At 44.0% G+C, this 19,993-nt stretch carries 14 protein-coding genes and 1 tRNA gene; 11 read left to right on the forward strand and 4 right to left on the reverse strand.

Going from position 1 to position 19,993, the window contains the following annotated elements; genetic code table 11:
- Window positions 1-215 precede the first annotated feature (215 nt).
- The 6 genes from ACINWC323_RS11130 (at window position 216) to ACINWC323_RS11105 (ending at window position 10,724) form a co-directional block, all read left to right on the forward strand.
- The gene (locus tag ACINWC323_RS11130) at window positions 216-3,476 is read left to right on the forward strand and encodes a lytic transglycosylase (RefSeq protein WP_009511357.1); all 3,261 of its coding nucleotides are present in this window, start codon (window positions 216-218) and stop codon (window positions 3,474-3,476) included.
- A 6-nt stretch (window positions 3,477-3,482) separates the two neighbouring features.
- Window positions 3,483-5,324, forward strand: a complete 1,842-nt coding sequence (locus ACINWC323_RS11125; protein WP_032881352.1) for an extracellular solute-binding protein — start codon at window positions 3,483-3,485, stop codon at window positions 5,322-5,324.
- Between the two features lie 393 nt (window positions 5,325-5,717).
- Window positions 5,718-6,788 carry a microcin C ABC transporter permease YejB gene (gene yejB / locus ACINWC323_RS11120; protein ID WP_032881353.1) on the forward strand — a complete coding sequence of 357 codons (1,071 nt, stop codon included), beginning with the start codon at window positions 5,718-5,720 and terminating at the stop codon, window positions 6,786-6,788.
- Window positions 6,788-7,798, forward strand: a complete 1,011-nt coding sequence (locus tag ACINWC323_RS11115; protein WP_009510706.1) for an ABC transporter permease — start codon at window positions 6,788-6,790, stop codon at window positions 7,796-7,798. The genes yejB and ACINWC323_RS11115 overlap by 1 nt, the downstream gene beginning before the upstream one ends.
- Window positions 7,776-9,380: an ABC transporter ATP-binding protein gene (locus ACINWC323_RS11110; RefSeq protein ID WP_009510777.1), complete on the forward strand. Its 1,605-nt coding sequence runs from the start codon at window positions 7,776-7,778 to the stop codon at window positions 9,378-9,380. The genes ACINWC323_RS11115 and ACINWC323_RS11110 overlap by 23 nt, the downstream gene beginning before the upstream one ends.
- A 99-nt stretch (window positions 9,381-9,479) precedes the next feature.
- Window positions 9,480-10,724, forward strand: coding sequence for an NADH:flavin oxidoreductase/NADH oxidase family protein (locus ACINWC323_RS11105; RefSeq protein WP_009511221.1), 1,245 nt, complete (start codon window positions 9,480-9,482; stop codon window positions 10,722-10,724).
- Window positions 10,725-10,807: 83 nt separating this feature from the next.
- On the opposite strand, the gene ACINWC323_RS11100 is transcribed toward ACINWC323_RS11105, so the two are convergent.
- The 3 genes from ACINWC323_RS11100 to pyrC all read right to left on the reverse strand — a co-directional run bounded on the left by ACINWC323_RS11100 (window position 10,808) and on the right by pyrC (window position 12,587).
- Window positions 10,808-10,883, reverse strand: a tRNA-Glu gene (locus ACINWC323_RS11100).
- A gap of 19 nt (window positions 10,884-10,902) precedes the next feature.
- Window positions 10,903-11,568, reverse strand: coding sequence for a ribonuclease T (gene rnt, locus ACINWC323_RS11095; RefSeq protein WP_032871505.1), 666 nt, complete (start codon window positions 11,566-11,568; stop codon window positions 10,903-10,905).
- The gene (gene pyrC, locus ACINWC323_RS11090) at window positions 11,553-12,587 is read right to left on the reverse strand and encodes a dihydroorotase (RefSeq protein ID WP_004773730.1); all 1,035 of its coding nucleotides are present in this window, start codon (window positions 12,585-12,587) and stop codon (window positions 11,553-11,555) included. The genes rnt and pyrC overlap by 16 nt, the downstream gene beginning before the upstream one ends.
- Window positions 12,588-12,749: 162 nt before the next feature.
- Here pyrC and ACINWC323_RS11085 point away from each other — a divergent pair, with 162 nt between their 5' ends.
- Window positions 12,750-14,021 carry a GGDEF domain-containing protein gene (locus tag ACINWC323_RS11085; RefSeq protein ID WP_009511410.1) on the forward strand — a complete coding sequence of 424 codons (1,272 nt, stop codon included), beginning with the start codon at window positions 12,750-12,752 and terminating at the stop codon, window positions 14,019-14,021.
- Window positions 14,022-14,079: 58 nt separating this feature from the next.
- Here ACINWC323_RS11085 and ACINWC323_RS11080 read toward each other — a convergent pair whose 3' ends face one another.
- Complete coding sequence (locus ACINWC323_RS11080) at window positions 14,080-15,282, reverse strand: L,D-transpeptidase family protein (protein WP_009510819.1); 1,203 nt, start codon at window positions 15,280-15,282, stop codon at window positions 14,080-14,082.
- A 197-nt stretch (window positions 15,283-15,479) separates the two neighbouring features.
- Here ACINWC323_RS11080 and hemE point away from each other — a divergent pair, with 197 nt between their 5' ends.
- The 4 genes from hemE to ACINWC323_RS11060 all read left to right on the forward strand — a co-directional run bounded on the left by hemE (window position 15,480) and on the right by ACINWC323_RS11060 (window position 19,992).
- Window positions 15,480-16,553, forward strand: coding sequence for a uroporphyrinogen decarboxylase (hemE, locus tag ACINWC323_RS11075; protein WP_009510911.1), 1,074 nt, complete (start codon window positions 15,480-15,482; stop codon window positions 16,551-16,553).
- 43 nt (window positions 16,554-16,596) lie between these two features.
- Window positions 16,597-17,391 carry a DUF817 family protein gene (locus ACINWC323_RS11070; protein ID WP_009511082.1) on the forward strand — a complete coding sequence of 265 codons (795 nt, stop codon included), beginning with the start codon at window positions 16,597-16,599 and terminating at the stop codon, window positions 17,389-17,391.
- Window positions 17,392-17,559: 168 nt separating this feature from the next.
- The gene (locus ACINWC323_RS11065) at window positions 17,560-18,030 is read left to right on the forward strand and encodes a DUF3015 family protein (protein WP_009511209.1); all 471 of its coding nucleotides are present in this window, start codon (window positions 17,560-17,562) and stop codon (window positions 18,028-18,030) included.
- Between the two features lie 81 nt (window positions 18,031-18,111).
- Window positions 18,112-19,992, forward strand: a complete 1,881-nt coding sequence (locus ACINWC323_RS11060) for an Lnb N-terminal periplasmic domain-containing protein (RefSeq protein WP_032881354.1) — start codon at window positions 18,112-18,114, stop codon at window positions 19,990-19,992.
- Window position 19,993: the final 1 nt, after the last annotated feature.

Here is a 19,993-nt window from a genome sequence, read left to right on the forward strand (position 1 = left end):
CTTGAGTTCAGATCATTTGAGAATTTTAGCATCCCCATGCCCGAAGGGGTATTGTAAAGCCAAATTCTGTTTTTGAACGTTACAAAACTCATCTTTTTTAATTTCTTGTAACATTTCCATGCAAATCACGTTAAATTATTACCTTGTCTAAGTGACATGCTTTAATACAATGGCAAATCTAAAGCAAAACTAGCGTGAGTCGACTGGAAGTTTTTATGTATAAATCGGGCAAATTGATGTCGCAAACATCTGCAACATCATTATTCAAAATCACTGTACTCACTTCTGCTCTAGCCGCGTTGGGAATTACCACGGGTTGTTCTTCAACACCTCAATCAGGGAAAACCTCATCTTCTAAACAGGTCGGTTCAGGCTATCTGGACGCAAGCAGTTTAGATTCACTGGAAGACTTGCTTTCTGCAACCGATATGCGTGCTGTGGAAGGGGATCGTTTACTGGTGTTAAAACACGGTGATGTGTGGAAACGCATGACAGTCGGTTTCAAGATGGACTTGAATCATTGGGATTCCCGTATTGAAGCACAACGTAGCTGGTTTATTTCACGTCAACCTTATCTAGACCGTTTGAGCGCCCGTGCCAGTCGTTATTTATATCATACGGTCAAAGAAGCAGAACGTCGCGGTATGCCGACCGAGCTAGCATTACTTCCGATTATTGAAAGTTCTTACGATCCGGCAGCGACCAGTAGTGCTGCGGCTGCAGGTTTATGGCAGTTTATTCCAAGTACGGGACGTATTTATGGTTTGCAACAAACCAGCCTGTATGATGGTCGCCGTGACGTTGTAGAGTCAACCCGTGCTGCCTATGAGTTTTTTGGAAGCTTGTATAACCAGTTTGGTTCATGGGAACTTGCGCTGGCTGCTTATAATGCTGGCCCAGGCCGTATTCAGCAGGCGATTAACCGTAACCGTGCCGCTGGCCTGCCAACCGATTACTGGTCCTTAAAACTGCCGCAAGAAACCATGAACTATGTGCCGCGTTTCTTGGCAGTAGCCCAAATTATTAAAAATCCGGGGGCGTATGGCGTGAGTTTACCGCCAATCGCCAACCGTCCTCACTTCCGTGAAGTCAGTTTGTCAGCACCACTCGAGTTAAACCAGATCGCTTCGATTACCGGTTTGAGTCGTGCCGAATTATATGCGTTGAACCCGGGCTATCGTGGCGAAATGGTTGATCCAATGAGCCCGATGCGAATTTTAATCCCAGCGGATTTGAGTCCATCAATTGATGCCAAGCTACGTTCAGGCAAATCAGGTTCAGGTGGTTTCTGGGCCAGCAATAAAACACCACCGCCAATGGCAAACAGTTCGTCGAGTACATCGACCACCATTCGGACCACAACCAGCACGCCACAAAACGTAAGTTCGTCGACCAAGACACCACCAAATTTAACGGCCAGCAATAGCACGCGTACCACCACGCCAACCATTCCAAAGTCAAAGATCAATACGCCTAGAGGATCGGATGCGCTGGCTTCATTTGCAGCCGCCGCAGATGTGCCAAGTGCACCACGTATTCCTGTGGCAATTACGCCTGCTGCAAATGTCAAACCTGTGAAAACAGAGCCACCAATTTCACTGAAAGAGCGTGAGCAAATCACGGCTGCAATCAAGGAAGAGGGTAAAAAGGAAACCGTTGCTCAGGCTTTAGAGCCACAAGCGACTCAGGCTGAACGGGATCAGGTGGTTGCAGAAATTAAGGCAATTGCGCCGAAAGGGACCGAGATTGTCGATCCATTTGATGGCAAAATCAAATTAACTGCGATTCAAACCAGCCAATCGGTTGCAGATGAAAAAGGGCAGGAAGTCAGTAAGGGCTTTGCGTATCCAAAGAATCTGCTTGAAGACAGTGCCACGGCAAATAGCGAAGACGCTAAACGTAACCAGGGCAAGCCCTATATCAAGACCGATACCGATGTCGTTGTAACTGCGCCGAAGGGTAAACGCAGTACCTATGTGGTACAACCAGGGGATACCTTGGCAGTTATTGCCCAGAAAAATGGTGTGAACTGGCGCGATATCGCACAATGGAATCAGATTGATCCAAATGGTACTTTGTTTGTTGGTGCAAGCTTGTATTTATACAATGCCAAACCGCAAGCTGAAGCACCGAAAGCCGCAGAGAAACCTGACAGCTATGTGGTGCAATCAGGCGATAGCTTAACCAATCTGGCTTCACGTTTTGATTTAAGCCTGAAGCAGCTCGCGGATTACAATAACCTGTCAGTGACAGATGGCTTATTCGTTGGGCAACGACTTACGCTGATCGAGCCTAAAAATAATGCACGTACGACTCAGCAAAGCGCCCGTAATAACGAGAGCAAAGCGTCTGCTACAGCCAAGGTCGCAACAAAATCTTATACGGTTAAACGTGGCGAATACTTGAAACTGATTGCTGATCGTTATGCGCTGTCAAATCAGGAATTGGCGTCTTTAACCTCCGGCTTAACTGCGGGCAGCAGTTTATTTGTGGGACAGAAAATCAATGTTCCATTACATGAAGTTTCGCAAACAGAAGAAGCTGCCGAGCCGGCTAAAAACACGGTTAAATATGAAAATGTAACGGCATCGACCAGTTATAAAACTGAAAACTATACCGTGCAACGGGGTGATACCTTATCCAGCATTGCGACCAAGTCAAAGATCAGCTTGAGCGAGTTGGCTGAGCTCAACAATCTGAAGACAAATAGCGGTGTTCGTTTAGGTCAAAGCTTGAAGATTCCGGCAGGTTCAACAGTCCCTGATCAGTATGTGGTTCAGTCGGGTGATAGCCTGAATGCGATTGCTGCCAAGTACAATCTGCAATTGAGCTATGTGGCTGACCTGAATGGTCTGGAACGAACTGCAGGCTTACGTGTAGGCCAGCGCTTGAAATTAACAGGTGATGTTCCTGCAAAAACAGCGACTGGCAGCAATACAAAGTCGAGAGAAGACAGCACACCAGAAGTCTACACCGTCAAGTCGGGCGACACCTTAAGCAATATTGCCAACCGTTATAATTTACAACTGGATTATGTGGCAGGCTTAAACGGTTTAACCCGTAGCAGTAACGTGCGTATCGGTCAACGTTTGAAACTCACGGGAGATGCGCCTAAGGCTGAAGCAGCGAGCGTAGACACGGCGAAAACAGCACCTAAAGCTGCAACACCAGGCCGCAACACCGAGCGCTATAGTGTAAAAGCAGGCGAGTCATTGAACAGTATTGCCAATCGTTTTGGTATGTCGGGCCGTGAGTTGGCAGATTTAAATAATCTGAAAGCCAATGCCAGTCTGCAACGTGGACAAAATATCTTGGTACCGAAAACCATTGCCGAGTACAAAGTTAAACGTGGCGATACATTGATTGGTTTAGCAAGTCGTTATGGCATGGAAACCAATGCACTGGCAGAAATGAATGACTTGACCCCAAGTACTCAGTTACGCATTGGTGATGTGATTAAAGTGCCTAGCCTGTAATTCAGCATGAATTTATTGCTTTGCACAAAAAGGCTTAGTCTATGCTATGGACTAAGCCTTTTTGCTCCGCTTTCATTTGCCGCCATCCACACCACTCCCTATTTGGCCATGCATGTGCAGCCAAAATATGCCCAGCTCAAGGCAATGCCTTATGCCAATCCCAATGCGCCCAAAGGTGGCGTACTTAGTCAATCCAGTCTAGGAACCTTTGATAATTTAAATAGCATGAATGGCAAGGGCAGTTCCACCGAAGGGGTGAATTACCTGTTTGATAGCCTGATGGATCGTTCGCTGGATGAACCTCGGGTGATGTATCCCTTACTGGCAGAAAAGGTCAGTTATGATCCGGATCATTTACAGTCGATCACCTTTCATCTAAATCCCAAAGCGCGTTTTAATAATGGGCAGCCGTTAACGGCAGAAGACGTCAAATTTACCTTTGACACCTATCAAAGCAAAGCCAATCTTGGCTTTCAAATGTATTTGTCTGATCTGGCCAGAACGGAAGTGTTGTCTCGGCATCAGGTGAAATTCATTTTCAAATCTAAACATAATGTCGAAATGCCACTGATCGTGGCGAGCTTACCGATCTATTCAAAACTGGACTGGAAAAATAAAGATTTTAGCCGTGTCACGCTGCACCCTATAGTCGGCTCCGGGCCTTATATGGTGGAACGTATTGATGCCGGACGCAGTATTACCTATAAACGCAGTCCGAACTATTGGGCCAAAGATTTAGCTGTGAATAAAGGCCGTTATAATTTTGATCGATTGAAATATGTCTATTACCGAAATTTAGAGGTCAGTTTTGAAGGCTTTAAATCACGGCAATTTAATTTATACGAAGAAAAAAATATCCGAAATTGGGTCACCTCCTATCATTTCCCGGCTGCGAAAGCAGGCTTGGTTAAAAAGTACAAAACACGTTTAGCCACACCGCTTGATATTCAGAGTCTGGTGTTTAATATCCGTCGCGCGCCTTTAAATGACATTCATCTACGTCAGGCATTGACCTATGCCTATGATTTTGAATGGCAGAATAAAGCATTGTTTTTTAATCAAAATCAGCGCTTACAAAGTTATTTTGACAATACCGATCTGGCTGCCACGGGTCGTCCCAGTGCTGCGGAGTTGAAGATACTGCAGCCTTATCTGGCACAGCTCAATCTGGTCATACGACAGGGGGTAATGGCTGACTGGCATTATCCGGTTTCTGATGGCAGTGGTTTTAATCGCCGCAATTTACTGATCGCGCAAAAGATTTTAAAAGATGCCGGCTATGTTATTCGTGATGGCAAATTATATGACCATACTGGCAAAGCGGTTCAAATTGAGCTGTTAATGCAGCAGGAAAATCCGCAGCGTGAGCTGATGCCTTTTGTACGTAATCTGAAAAGACTCGGGGTTCAGGTCAATCTTAGACAGGTAGATGTACCGCAGTATATGGAGCGGATTCGCCGTCAGGATTTTGACATGATGGTATTAAAATTGCCGCAGACCTTAACACCGGGTAAAGAACAGGCCCAGTTCTGGGGAAGTGCTGCTGCAGATGAAGCAGGCAACTATAACTATTCAGGGATTAAACATCCTGTCATTGACCAGATGATTACAAAAATTGTCAGGGCCAAAACCCGTGAAGAGGTGGTGCTGTATAGCCGTATCCTCGATCGATTGTTACGTGCCGGTTATTACCAGATTTTGACCTATGGTAAACCTGAACGCTGGTTTGCTTATTGGGATATCTATCAGCAACCGTCAGTGAAGCCAAAGCTTTCTGTGGGATGGGAATATTGGTGGGTGGATGCAGATAAGGCCAAGAAACAGGGACAGTCTATACAAAAGCATTAATTAGAATGGTTTTGTCTGGCATTTGATGAAGTTGTTAGATTAATATGACAGAGCCAAACCGAGTTGTTATCTTGATTTTAGGCCAAGCTTTTTGCTGGAGTGACTTTGGTTTCGCCAAATAAGAAGCGATGCTACGAAAGCAAGAGTTCTGGCGCCGCCATAAACGTCGCTCACTACAAAACCTGAGGTGCGAATAGCAAAGATTTATTATCTTTGCCGTACCGCAAGGCGAAAGCTATGCTTGAGTATAGACTACGCAGGTTGTTGCCTTGCGCTTCACCAAAGCTTTAGTCGCTTTGGCTTGCTCAGGTTCTGGATGGTGTTTCCGTGTATTTTATCTCATGTTCGATTTCATAAAAACTTAGTAAATGAATGAATAAGGGTTCGATTTCAATGGTTCACTATATTCTCAAAAGAATGTTGTTGATGATCCCGACACTATTTTTTATTTTATTGATCAATTTCTTGATTGTGCAAATTGCGCCTGGCGGGCCGGTTGAACAGGCCATCCAGCAAATTCAGACTGCACAAGGTCTGGGAACTGGCGCAAGTGGTCAGTCGAATCTGGCAAATCTGGCCCAATATCAGGGGGCACGGGGGTTAAGCCCCGAAATGATTGAAACAATCAAAGCCCAGTATGGTTTTGACCGCCCGGCTACAGAGCGGTTCTGGTTAATGCTGAAAGGATATGCACGTCTGGATTTTGGCAGCAGTTTTTTTAAGGATAAGCCTGTTACCCAGCTATTATACGAAAAAATGCCTGTGACCCTGTCTTTAGGGTTGTGGAGTACTTTCCTGATCTACCTGATTGCTATTCCATTAGGGATTAAAAAAGCCAAAAGTAATGGCTTGCTGTTTGATCAATCCACATCGTTATTATTGGCGGTCAGTTATGCCATTCCATCGTTTATTTTTGCCATTTTATTGATTGTCTTTTTTGCAGGTGGCAGTTATTTGCAATGGTTTCCATTACAAGGGCTGGTGTCTGAAAATTTCTCCCAGTTAAGCTTCTTGGCAAAAATCAAAGATTATCTGTGGCACATGTGTTTGCCGATTTTGAGTATGCTGCTCGGTAGCTTTGCCGCACGAACTTACCTGACAAAATATGCATTTGTAGAAGAGCTGAACAAGCCTTATGTATTAACAGCCCGAGCGAAAGGATTAAGTGAAAATCAGGTGCTGTATGGACATGTCTTTCGTAATGCAATTCTGATTGTAGTTGCTGCTTTGCCAGAAACGCTGGTGGGGATTTTCTTTGTCGGTAATTTATTTATCGAGATCATTTTTAATCTGGATGGGATTGGCTTATTAGGCTTTGAGGCAATTACCCAACGTGATTATCCGGTTATTTTTGGCATTTTATTTTTATTTACCCTATTCGGCATGCTTTTACGTTTACTGGGTGATTTACTTTATCAGCTCATCGATCCGCGAATTGATTTTGAATCAAGAGGTGGACAATGATGTCACCGTTGATGCAAGCGCGATTGGAACGCTTCCGGCAAAATAAGCTGGGTTTTCGGTGCCTGATCCTGTTCTTGATTATTTTCGTACTGTCTTTGCTGGCAGAACTGATTGCCAACGATAAACCTTTGCTGGTGCGTTATCAGCAGTCATTTTATTTTCCGATTCTGACAGATTATCCGGAAACCACTTTTGGCGGGGAATTTGAAACAGCTACGGATTATCAAGACCCCGTGGTCAAGCAGTTGATACAAGCACAGGGCTGGATGATTTCTCCACCGGTGGCTTTTTCCTATCAATCCCCGAATCTGTCCCTTGCTGTACCCGTACCTTCTGCCCCAAGCGTACAGAACTGGCTTGGCACCGATGATCAGGGACGGGATGTATTTGCTCGAATCCTGTACGGTCTGCGGGTTTCGCTGCTGTTTGGATTCGCACTCACACTCTGTTCTGCGGTACTCGGCATGATGGTGGGGGCAATACAAGGCTACTATGGTGGCTGGGTTGACTTGATTGGACAACGCATTCTGGAAGTGTGGGGTGGCTTACCGATGCTTTTCATCGTGATGATTCTGGTCAGTATGTTTAGTCCGAGTGTGTATTGGCTGTTTGTGATCATGCTGCTGTTTGGCTGGACCGAGCTTGTGGGATTGGTACGTGCCGAATTTCTACGTGCCCGCAATCTGGATTATGTTCGTGCAGCGCAAGCCTTGGGTGTCAGTCAGCATAAGATTATCTTTAAACACATTTTACCCAATGCGATGAGTTCTAGCCTGTCACAAATTCCCTTTATGCTGACAGCAAATATTATTGCCTTAACTGCACTGGATTTTTTGGGTTATGGCTTGCCACCAGATGCGGCTTCGCTTGGCGAACTATTATTACAAGGGAAAAATAATCTGGATGCACCGTGGCTGGTGTTGTCGGGCTTTTTTAGCTTGGCGATGGTTTTGTCTTTGCTGATTTATATTGGGGAGGCGGCACGTGATGCATTTGACCCAAGACGATAATTTGCCTCTAAAGCAACCTTTACTCAACGTACATCAGCTCAGTATTTGTAATGGCGCTGATAAGCTGCTTGAGCAGGTCAGTTTTGAGATTTATCCTGCACAAACCGTTGCCATTGTGGGAGAAAGTGGTTCAGGTAAATCCATTACTGCACTGGCATTGTTGGGGTTATTGCCGAATAGCTTGCAAGTGATAGGAGTCGTTCAATTTCAGGGTCAGGACATACTGAAACTGAGCCAACCGCAGTTGCAGCACATACGTGGCAAAAAAATTGCCATGATTTTTCAGGAACCGATGACGGCATTGAATCCTTTGCATAGCGTGGAAAAAATGCTTGGCGAAAGCCTGCTTCTACAAGGGTATGTAAAAGCTACGCTACGGTTGCACACGCTACGCTTATTACATGAGGTGGGTCTGCCAGAAGCAGAACACATTTTAAAGCGTTATCCTCATGAATTGTCTGGCGGCCAACGTCAACGCGTGATGATTGCCATGGCTTTGGCTCTAGAGCCCGAGATTTTAATTGCAGATGAGCCGACCACGGCTTTAGATGTGGTGTTACAGGCACAAGTCTTGAGCTTATTAAAAAAACTACAGCAACAACGACAGATGGCAATGATTTTGATTAGCCATGATCTTAGTCTGGTTGAGCAATATGCAGATCATGTGCTGGTGCTGAATCAAGGGCGTGTAGAAGAGCAGGGCGGTAGCACGGAAATCTTTAGCTGTCCTCAGAGCGTTTATACACAAAATTTATTGAATCACGATTTTGGGCAAGCTTTGACCTTACAAGCGACTGAGCCTGTGCTTGAACTCAAACAGGTCACAGTAAAATATCCCTTAAAACGAGGTTTATTTAACCGGATTCAGTCTTATAAAATTGCCGCTGAATCCATTAGCTTCAAGCTCATGCAAGGTGAGGCGCTAGGCATTGTCGGGGAAAGTGGTTCAGGCAAATCCTCGATTGCCTTGGCAATCGCCCGTTTACTTGCCAGTACAGGTGAAATCAGTTTTCAGAGCCAAGACCTGAACCAGCTTAACCAGAAGCAGCTTCGACCGGTTCGTCGTGACTTACAAATTGTCTTTCAGGATCCTTTGAGTAGTTTAAATCCGCGAATGACGGTTGGGCAGAGTATTGCCGAAGGACTTGAATTACAGTCCATGTCCCCACAACAATGCGCAGCAAAAATTGCAGAAGTTTTGCTCAAGGTTGAATTATCGCCAGAGGATAAAAACAAATATCCGCATCAGCTTTCGGGCGGGCAACGGCAGAGGGTCGCACTGGCACGTGCGCTGGTGGTGCAGCCGAAACTGATTATTCTGGATGAACCTACTTCAGCGCTGGATCGATCTACCCAGCTTGCCATCATTCAATTATTGCGGCGTTTGCAACAGCAAGAGCAGATCAGTTATCTGTTCATTAGTCATGACTTGCAAGTCATAAAAGCCTTGTGTCAGCAAGTGCTGGTGATGCATGCAGGGAAAGCCTTGGAATATCAAGCAACCGAGACCTTATTTGCCCATCCTCAAACTGAATACACCCGTCAACTCATTGCTGCCAGCCAATATGAGCATTGTAAATAAACTGACATGTGATATTGTCAATTTATCGGAACAACTATTGACAGCCATAATAATCAGATTAAATTAGAGTAAACACTCTAATTAAAGCAGAGGATGACCATGAGTCAGATTGCAGACAGTATCCAGATACGCAATACCACATTTAAGAATCGCATCATTAAAGGGGCAATGAGTGAAGCGCTTGCCAATGATGCAGGACAACCCAATGATGTGCTGATTGGATTATATGAAGCCTGGGCGAAAGGTGGTTTAGGCTGTGCCATTACAGGCAATGTGATGGTCGATATCGGGGCCAAGAATGAGCCGGGTGTGGTGGCAATTGAAAGCGAACGTGATCTGGAAAAGTTAAAGCAATGGGCTGCCGTGGGTAAAAAACACGGAATGGTGCAATTGATTCAACTGTCACATCCAGGTCGTCAGTGTCCAAAAGGTTTAAATAAAGAAACGGTTGCACCTTCGGCTGTACCTTTTAGTCCTGTATTGGCCACCATGTTTGGTACGCCACGTGAGCTGACGCATTCAGAAATTCTGGATATTATCCAGCGATTTGCAACTGCTGCTGCGGTGTGTGAAAAGGCGGGTTTTGAAGGGGTACAATTCCATGGTGCACATGGTTATTTGATCAGCCAGTTTTTATCACCTTTAACCAATAAACGTACTGATCAATGGGGTGGTTCCATCGAGAACCGGATGCGTTTCTTGCTGGAAATCTACAAGGCCGTACGTGCAGTCACTTCTGAAAACTTCATCATTTCGGTCAAATTAAATTCCGCTGATTTCCAGCGTGGTGGAATTACCGAAGAAGATGTAATTACCGTATTTAAGGCAATTGATGCAGCTGGCGTTGATATCATTGAAATCTCTGGCGGTACCTATGAAGCGCCTGCGATGGCAGGTGCAAAAGCAGAAAAACGCAAAGCCAGCACCATTGCCCGTGAAGCCTATTTCTTGGAATTTGCCGAAAAGATCCGTGAGCATGTGTCATGTAAGCTGATGGTAACTGGTGGCTTCCGTACCGTAGAAGGAATGAATGCTGCATTGCAAAGCGGCGCATGTGATTTTATTGGAATTGCGCGTCCATTGGCGGTTGAAGTTGATTTACCTGAACGTTTAATCGCAGGACATGATGTCCGTTATGCAGTGAATCAGATTAAAACAGGAATTCCATTTGTAGATAAAATGGCCATCATGGAAATCATCTGGTATGCAGCACAATTTAAGGCGATTGGACAAGGCAAAAAACCAAATCCAAAACTGTCTCCATTATTGGTATTTTTGAATTATGCCAAAGGAAATATCAAGGCGGTGGTAAAAGGGCGTGTCAATTCGCGTAAGTCAGCGTAATTTATGTGAGGGCTCTTCGGAGTCCTTTTTATTGGGGTGATAAAAAAAGCCACTGTCTTAAGATGCAGTGGCTTTTTCAAATTTGGCGTCCCTACGGGGATTCGAACCCCGGTTACCGCCGTGAAAGGGCGATGTCCTAGGCCTCTAGACGATAGGGACTTCTTGAGGTGGGTGTATATTAGGGCTCTGTCACCAAAGTGTCAAGAAGATGAGGAGACAGTTTGTTCAAAATATAGCAAAACAGTTCAGCCGTTTTCTGGGTATCGTATAACGCGGAGTGCGCTTCTTTACCATCAAACTCGATTCCAGCCTGAATACAAGCACGTGCCAACACGGTTTGACCGAACATCACCGCGCTTAGCGTAACGGTATCAAAGACTGAAAAGCTATGGAACGGATTCTGGTTCTTCGTTCCTGAGCGTGCAATCGCAGCTTGCAGGAAACCTAAATCGAAGTGTGCATTATGACCCACCAACACGGCATGGGTACAATGTTGTGCTTTGCGGACTTCATTTAAAGATTTGAAAATACGGCGTAAAGCAGTACGTTCATCTTCAGCCATGGCGATACGCATTGGGTTAGAAGGATCAATGCCAATAAAATCGAGCGAGCGTCGATCTAGATTGGCACCTTCGAACGGATTGATATGCGCTTGAAACGATGGGCCCGGTACAAATTGTCCGTTTTCATCGTAAACAATTGGAATACACGCGATTTCAAGCAGTGCATCGGTTTGTGAGTTAAAACCTGCTGTTTCGACATCGACCACAACAGGCAAAAATCCACGAAAACGCTGACCAATCACAGGCGCTTTGTTTTCTTCTTGTGTCACACTTTTCTCCATTGCAGCGTTTTGCCTGCATGAAGTGGAATGATTTTTTGATCTTCAAGATAATCAAAAGACTCGGCAACCGTATTTTCTTCTTTCACCAAGGTGATGGTTGAAGTATTACGTGGTAAACCATAGAAATCAGCACCGAACATGCTGGCAAAACCTTCCAGACGTTCCAGCTTGCCGACCTGGTCAAATGCCTGTGCATACAGCTCAATGGCATTGGGTGCGCTATAGCAGCCTGCACAGCCACATGCATTCTCTTTGGCATTTTGCGCATGCGGTGCGCTATCTGTGCCGAGGAAGAATTTTGGATTACCGCTGGTTGCCACTTCTAATAACGTGGTTTGGTGAGTTTGACGTTTTAAAATTGGCAAACAGTAGAAGTGCGGTTTAACACCGCCGACCAACATGTCATTACGGTTAAACAGTAAATGTTGCGGGGTAATTGTTGCAGCAACATTACGATCCTGTTCAAGCACAAAATTAGCCGCATCGCTTGTTGTAATATGTTCTAGCACGACTTTTAATTGCGGGAATTGCTTGAGCAGCGGTGACAGGACTTCATCCAGAAATCTTTTTTCACGATCAAAAATATCGACGTGATTATGGGTTACTTCACCATGGAGCAATAAAGGAACCTGATGTTCCTCAAGTTGTTCAATCACGCCATATACCTTACGGATATCACTGACACCATTATCCGAGTTAGTGGTTGCACCGGCAGGATAGAGCTTGATTGCATTGACGAATTCAGATTCTTTGATTTTACGAACTTCATCCGGAGAGGTGTGATCGGTAAAATAAAGTACCATGCGTGGATCAAAATTCAGGCCTTCTGGTACATGCGCCAGAATACGCTCACGGTATGCCAAAGCTTCTTCGACAGTTTTAACAGGTGGAACAAGATTCGGCATACAAATTGCGCGGGCAAATTGTTTGGCTAAATCAGGGACAGTACGTTTTAAAGCTAAACCATCACGCAGGTGTGCGTGCCAATCATCGGGTTGTAAAAGTGTAAGAGTATTCAAGGTCTACTTCAAACTTAAAAATAATACAAATAATAATGCATAAACCGCGAAAATGGTAACTACAATTACGGATAAGTGGTTAAGCAAAGCACATGACAAAATGAGAAATTGTGTTATTTTTATGCGGCACAAGAACAGTGCATTATAAAAAGAGTCGTCGGGATGGATAAGCAATATGATCTTGATCAATTAAGGAGGTCGAAAGAAGATCTAGAGCAGCTTGTTGCCCAACATGTCCAGTCCAAAAATGCCCATCAAACTTTACCCCTAAATCTGGAAAATGAATTCTGGAACTTCAATATCGACCGGACCAGGATGAATGCCATTCAATTTTTCGGTCAGGGTGTCATTACCTATACGATTTTCGTATTACTGATTTTACCCACCAATTTCATTGTAATACGCAACAGTGAAAATTTTGTTCTGGATTTTATTTATAGCATCCTTAGCCTGATTGTGGTCGGCGCTGCGCTGTTCCTGTTTTGGGCCGTGTCCCGTTTTAAACAACTAAGTTCCTTATTCTATCCGGCTGTTTGTGTGATTGTTTTTCTGACCATCGTATTGACCTCATTGTTAATGATGAGTGTCTCCAATGTGGTCTTGCAAAATCAGGCCATGGTGCTGGTGGCATTCCTGTACATGTTAGGTTTTATCCTGAGTGGCATTCGACCGCTACATATGCTGTGGATCGGTTCTTTTGCGGCCTTGAGCATTGTTGTATTTCTCTATGTATTGAATATTCCCTGTGATTTTCTCATGATCGGCAGGACCCTGATTGGCAGTTTATTATTGGGTTTTTCAATTAGTGTAATGCTGACCTCCAAAGAGAGAAAAATCTTTATAAAGTCAAAAATTTCGGAAATTGATGAGCAGATTTTACGCCTACAGGCCTCTGAACTGTTACATCTCAGTCAGCATGATGAACTGACTAATGTTTCAAACCGCCGTACTTTTGAAGAGATGTGCACCTATTACTATCAGCAGGCCTGTAAAGAACATACCGCCTTGTCGGTGTTGTTTATCGATATTGATTATTTTAAAAACTATAATGATTTTTATGGTCACCAAATGGGGGATCAGGTCATTTCTGAAATTGCCAAAACGATCAAAGGCTCGATTCGGCATATGGACTTTGTAGCGCGTTATGGTGGCGAAGAATTTGTGGTGTTGCTTCCTGAAACCTCAGCTCAAGGGGCCTATGCGGTGGCGACCAATATCTATCGCGCGATTGATCGCTTAATGATCCCGCATCAAAAATCGATGGTTTCTCATTATGTCACTATTAGTTTGGGGATTACGGTGTTTAACGGCAATGCAAAAATCAGTCAGGAAATGCTGATCCATACCGCTGATAAAGCGTTATACCGTGCCAAGCAATTGGGACGTAACCAGATTTACTATCAGCCATTACCGGTCGTAGAAGAAAATATTTAGACCATAAAAAAACCGGATATCAAGGCGATATCCGGTTTCTGGCTAGAACAATTCTAAATTATTCCAAGAATTTTACAGTCACGCCTGAACGTACTTTGGCGCCCAAGTCATTGGCATCCCAGTTGGTCAAACGGATACAGCCATGTGATGCAGTCTTAGAAATTAAAGACGGATTAGGCGTACCATGGATACCAAACGATTTCTTGCTCAAACCGATCCAGATATTGCCGACTGGCGCATTTGGACCTGGTGGTAGAGAAAGCGGTTTAAGGTTTTTACCTTGTACAAAGTTTGATGGTGAATAGCTATACCAAGGGTTTTTCGCTACGCCTACTACTTTATAGGTACCTGTCGGAGAAGGCGTATCAGTACTGCCAATTGTTGCAGGAAATGAAGCAATCATCTGGTTGTTACTGTTGAATAAATACAGTTGACGTGCACCTTTATGCGCCACGATCAGATGAATATCTTCAGGCAAGTCATTGCGGACATTGGCCACAATAATTTTTTCACCCGGTTTTTTAAAGGTTGCAGTAGGATTTAGCTTCTTCAAGAAAGCCTCGTCCATGTGGAATTTTTCACCCAGCATTTCTGTCACACGGGTGTAGTACAAGCCTTTCATTTTCGCCTGTAAGGCATAGTCTGACGGGATTGAATCCGCATAAGGGCCTTTAAAGTCCGCTTCGGTCAGCGTGTATTCTACATAAGCAGGTTTGGTTTGCTTGGCAACCAGCGCATCCCAGGTTTCTTTGGTTAATTGACCTGTAGGGGTAATACCGTTCATTTGCTGGAATGAAGCAATCGCTTTTAAGGTATTTTTACCATTTGCACCATCAATAGCACCCGGTGAAGCATGTGCATTGTTGAGCATGACGTGCGCACGGGCATAGGCTGGAAGCTGGCCTTTAGGTAAACCTTCCGGCCATTCAGCATTATTCATGCTATCCAGGGTCCATGAAACTTTCGCCGCAGGAGCAGCAGTCGTTGTGCTTGAGTCAGGTGTATTTTCTAATTTTTGCGAAACAGCTGAAGCAGCGCCAGTATTCACCTGAGGTTCAGATGTGGCTTGGGCGACGACACTCGAAGCGGGTTGAGCTGCAACAGCTGAAGCAGGGCGCTCAATGGCGAGAGGATCAATCGGATCTTGTACTGAACCAGCAATTTTTTTGGGATTTAATGGTTGCTCAGTTGTTGGAGCAGCAAAAGCAACATTAGCAAGAATACAACTTAAACTCATAGCGAGTAATGAGCGAACAAACATGTAATTCAACCTTATGAATTATTCATATTGAGATATAAGATATTGCAAGTATTACAGAAAATGAGCGCGCTTGCAGTAGCAGTTTTGTGTCAAAGCGAAAATTTATTTTAAGCCTGAAATTTTGTATGGCATTCAAATTATAAATTCCAGGCTAACTTTGTTATCATGCGCGATATATGAAAATTTAGAGATTGGTAATGACAACGTTGAAAAATGATCGTTTTTTACGAGCTTTATTACGTGAACCTGTAGACACCACGCCCGTATGGATGATGCGTCAAGCAGGACGTTATTTACCAGAATATCGGGAAACACGTGCGCAGGCCGGTGATTTCCTGTCTTTATGCAAGAATACTGAATTTGCTTGTGAAGTGACGTTACAGCCATTGCGTCGTTATGAACTTGATGCGGCGATTTTATTTTCGGATATTTTAACGGTTCCTGATGCGCTGGGTTTAGGCTTATATTTTGAAACAGGGGAAGGCCCAAAGTTTCATAAAACAGTACGTACTGAACAAGACGTTGCCAATCTGCCTAAACTCAATGCCAAGTCCGATTTGGCCTATGTCATGAATGCCGTTTCGACCATTCGTTCTGCTTTAGGCGGTCAGGTGCCGTTAATCGGTTTTTCTGGCAGTCCCTGGACTTTAGCGACTTATATGATTGAAGGCGGTTCAAGCAAAGAATTCCGTTTTACCAAGAATATGATGTATGCGCAGCCAGAAGTCTTGCACGCATTACTGGATCATCTGGCAGATTCAGTGATTGATTATCTCAATGCACAGATCGATGCCGGTGCTCAGGCAATCCAGATTTTTGACAGTTGGGGCGGTGCACTGGCGCATAGGGAATATGTTGAGTTTTCCTTGAACTATATGAGCAAAATCATTGCCGGGCTGCAGCGAGAAAAAGACGGTCGCCGTATTCCGATTATTGTCTTCACCAAAGGTGGCGGGCAGTGGCTGGAAAATATGCTGACTACGGGTGCAGATGCATTTGGACTGGACTGGACCACACCGCTTTATACTGCACGTGATGTTATTGCAGGACGTGCTGCCTTACAAGGTAACTTAGATCCGGCGGTACTGTATGGTTCAGCGGCTTCAATTGAAAAATCGGTCAAAGCCATGCTGGATGATGCTTATGCCAATGGCGAGAAAACAGGTTATATCGCCAATCTGGGGCATGGTATTACCCAGTGGGTTGATCCGGCGCGTCCGAAGATTTTTGTGGATACCGTACATGAATACAGTGCGAAATATCTAGGCTGATATTGAACAGATATTTAAAGTTAAACAGGCTAGGATCAGTTTCGTGCAGTTGATTGTATTACCACTCAGTTTTATCACTAAGGCAGCTTCGGCTGCCTTATTTGGGTTATTGCTGCTGATTGCATTTGCAGTCACGGCACCGATGGGAAGTCATGAATATTGGGGCTTCTTTCGCTATGACTATTTGCTGTTTTACGCCTTGCTCATTCAGGTCTGTCTGATCTATTTAAAACTCGAGTCATGGGCAGAAGCCAAGGTTATTGCCTTGTTTCATATCATGGCCATGGGGATGGAAATCTTTCTGACCCATCCTGCAATTGCATCCTGGCAATATCCGCAGCCTGCCGTATTTAAATTATGGACTGTGCCGCTTTTCGCAGGATTTATGTATTCGGCTGTGGGCAGTTTTTTTGCACGCTCGTTACGGTTATATCAGGTTTCAATGGCAGATTTGCCACGTTTTAGCACAATGTTGTGTCTGGCGGTTTTATCGTATTTAAACTTTATGACCAAGTTTTTTATTCCAGATATCCGGGTGGTTTTATTTATCTGGAGTGTGCTGATTTTCTGGAAGACCCGACTATATTTCCAGCTCCATCAACATCGTTTTAAAGTGCCGATGTTACCGGTTCTGCTGCTGTTGGCATTCCTGATCTGGATTGCTGAAAATATTAGTACTTTCTATCAAATCTGGCTGTATCCAAGTCAGGTGGATGCATGGCATATGGTGGGTTGGGGTAAGTTAGGGTCTTGGTATTTATTATTATTACTCAGTTTGGTTTTAGTGTTAAAAATTTTGGGTAATCGTGATAAAAATGGGACGTGGCAGCTGAATTAAAAGCACCATCTTCAATTATTTGAAATTTTATTATGAATATTTCACATATATTTCAAAATTTATTTGCTAAAACAAGCCAAGCTGGTTATTTTAATTTGTGTGTAAAACAATTACACAACACAATAGTGATAACAAATATTTAAATAATTTATGCTGGAGATCGTTCCTATGTTAAAGAAAATTGCATTAGCTGCATTATTGGCCGCTGGTTCAAGTGTAGCAATGGCTGATAACGATGTAGGTTGTGGTGTGGGTACACAGGTTTGGGCAGGTCAAAAAGGTGTAGTGCCGAAAATTCTTGCGGCTACCACTAATGGTATCTTTACTAACCAGTTACTCGGTATCACATTTGGTACTTTAGGTTGCCGTCAGGGTGGAACAGTGACTGCTCAGGTGGTCACGTTTACCAATGAAAATGCTGAATCTTTAGCGCGTGATATGTCAGTTGGTCAAGGTGAGAGCCTGAATGTACTTGCTGAGTTAATGCAGATCAAAGCCAATGATAAAGCACGTTTCTTTGCAGTATCTAAAGCAAACTTTGCTGAAATCTACTCAAGCAAAAACAAAAATAGCCTTCAGGTATTAGACTCTTTACAAAGTGTAATGGCAAAAGATGCGGTGTTAAAAGCATACGTTTAATTTGCTGCATGATAAAACCCTGTCTTGATGGCAGGGTTTTGTTATCGTTATTTTCCTTATACTTAAAATATTTGCTGCTGAATGAAATTAATAACTTTTACGATAGCGTCTTTAATGTGTCATTTTGCACATGCCTCGATTGAAACGGATTTACAGCAATATTTGGACCTTGCTCAACAAAAACAATTAGATCAAAACATTACATGGCAACGTCTGATGTATGCCGATCAAAAACAAAATAGTGAAGTCGGTTATGCCGGTTATTTTTATGCCAAAGATGGCAAAACAAATTTAAATAGCGAATTACAAGCTGATATCAAAGCCTTGTTTCAGCAAGCTGCAGATAATCAGTCGATCCGCTGTAAATTCCCTGCACGCAGCCGTTGGTTGATGCAGCAGCTTCAGATTGACCCTCAACAACTGCCGAAAGTAAATTGTGTGGAATTTGATGAATGGATTAATCAAATTAAACCGCATAAAGCCACCCTGATTTACGCAACGGATTTTATGGGAAATCCCAGTTCGATGTTTGGGCATACCTTGTTACGCCTAGACCCAAAAGACCAGAAGCAACTTAATCTGGTGTCATACGCAGTCAATTATGCGGCAACCGTGAAAGGCGAGGACAACTGGTCCTATGCATGGAAAGGCTTAACCGGACAGTATCCCGGTGAATATTCATTAATGCCGTATTACCGCAAAGTGAAAGAATATGGTGATTTTGAAAGCCGTGACTTGTGGGAATATGAACTCAATCTGACACCAGAAGAAACCCGCTTTCTGGTCGAGCATATCTGGGAAATGCAGCACGTCAGTTTTCCCTACTATTTCGTCAGCGATAACTGTGCTTACCGTTTGCTTGGCTTGATTGATCTGGTACGTCCGAATTTAAACTTAAAACAGCAGTTTAATTATGCTGCGATTCCGATTGAAACCTTGAAGGTGGTTGATCAGCAAAATCTGGTCAAAGAGGTGGTCTATCGACCTGCACTGGAAACCCAGTTACTTGCTCAAGCCAAACAGCATGGCACAGCTTTGGCTAAAGTTGCACATAAAGTCGCTTTTACCGAGGTCGAACAGACACAGCCAATTCTCAAACATTACAGTCAGTTTGAGCAGGCCAAAATTCTTGAAATGGCCTATGACGATTTATATCTGCAATTTATTAGCCGTAAAGTTGATACTGATTTTGCCCAACCGCAACTGCGCCAGCTCCTTGCTGAGCGTAGTCAGATTCAGGTGGATAAACAACGTCAGGAACCGACCCGACCACAGAAACAGCCTGTTGAAGGGCATCATGCACGCAATATTTCAGTCAATGTGGGTGAAGTACAAGGCCAGAGCTTTGTCGAACTTGGGCATCGTCAGGCCTATCACGACTTGATTGATCCACAAGCAGGCTATCGCACAGGTACTCAATTACTGTTTCTGGATGGCAGCGTGCAGTATCGCGATGACAAGCTTAAAGTTGAGCACTTAGATTTTTTATCGGTCAATTCATATAATCCGATTCAGCCTTTTAAATCGCCCTTAAGCTGGGGGTTTAATCTGGGCTGGAAACAGGAAGCCATTGAGAACGGAAAGTTTAGTGAAGATAAACAACATGGCGTGATGAACCTGAATATGCAAGCTGGCTATAGTCTGGCTGATTATGACCGTCGTCATATTTGCTATGGTCAGCTGCAAAGTCATATTCAAGGTGGCAAAGCGCTGGATAAAGGCTGGCGCGTTGGTGTCGGGCCTACAGTGGGGTGTATGAATGTATGGTCAGACAATATCAACAGTGTGGTACAGGTAGAATTACCTTATTGGCAAGATTTAAGTCAGTGGAATTTAAGAGTCGGTACCCAGCTTCAATATAGTTTGAATGCCAATCATGCTATGCGTTTGAATTGGGATTTTGAACAGCAGGATCATAAAGACTGGAATAAAGTAGGTTTAGCTTATATACGGTTTTTCTAAT

The sequence above is a fragment of the Acinetobacter sp. WC-323 genome (genome assembly GCF_000314615.1).
GTDB classification, from domain to species: Bacteria; Pseudomonadota; Gammaproteobacteria; order Pseudomonadales; family Moraxellaceae; genus Acinetobacter; species Acinetobacter courvalinii.

What these genes read in the sequence shown, in the direction of transcription:
- ACINWC323_RS11130 (WP_009511357.1), top strand. Translation starts at nt 216, where the DNA reads ATGTATAAATCGGGCAAATTGATGTCGCAAACATCTGCAACATCATTA.
- ACINWC323_RS11125 (WP_032881352.1), top strand. Translation starts at nt 3,483, where the DNA reads ATGAATTTATTGCTTTGCACAAAAAGGCTTAGTCTATGCTATGGACTA.
- yejB (WP_032881353.1), top strand. Translation starts at nt 5,718, where the DNA reads ATGGTTCACTATATTCTCAAAAGAATGTTGTTGATGATCCCGACACTA.
- ACINWC323_RS11115 (WP_009510706.1), top strand. Translation starts at nt 6,788, where the DNA reads ATGTCACCGTTGATGCAAGCGCGATTGGAACGCTTCCGGCAAAATAAG.
- ACINWC323_RS11110 (WP_009510777.1), top strand. Translation starts at nt 7,776, where the DNA reads ATGCATTTGACCCAAGACGATAATTTGCCTCTAAAGCAACCTTTACTC.
- ACINWC323_RS11105 (WP_009511221.1), top strand. Translation starts at nt 9,480, where the DNA reads ATGAGTCAGATTGCAGACAGTATCCAGATACGCAATACCACATTTAAG.
- rnt (WP_032871505.1), bottom strand. Translation starts at nt 11,568, where the DNA reads ATGGAGAAAAGTGTGACACAAGAAGAAAACAAAGCGCCTGTGATTGGT.
- ACINWC323_RS11085 (WP_009511410.1), top strand. Translation starts at nt 12,750, where the DNA reads ATGGATAAGCAATATGATCTTGATCAATTAAGGAGGTCGAAAGAAGAT.
- ACINWC323_RS11080 (WP_009510819.1), bottom strand. Translation starts at nt 15,282, where the DNA reads ATGTTTGTTCGCTCATTACTCGCTATGAGTTTAAGTTGTATTCTTGCT.
- hemE (WP_009510911.1), top strand. Translation starts at nt 15,480, where the DNA reads ATGACAACGTTGAAAAATGATCGTTTTTTACGAGCTTTATTACGTGAA.
- ACINWC323_RS11065 (WP_009511209.1), top strand. Translation starts at nt 17,560, where the DNA reads ATGTTAAAGAAAATTGCATTAGCTGCATTATTGGCCGCTGGTTCAAGT.
- ACINWC323_RS11060 (WP_032881354.1), top strand. Translation starts at nt 18,112, where the DNA reads ATGAAATTAATAACTTTTACGATAGCGTCTTTAATGTGTCATTTTGCA.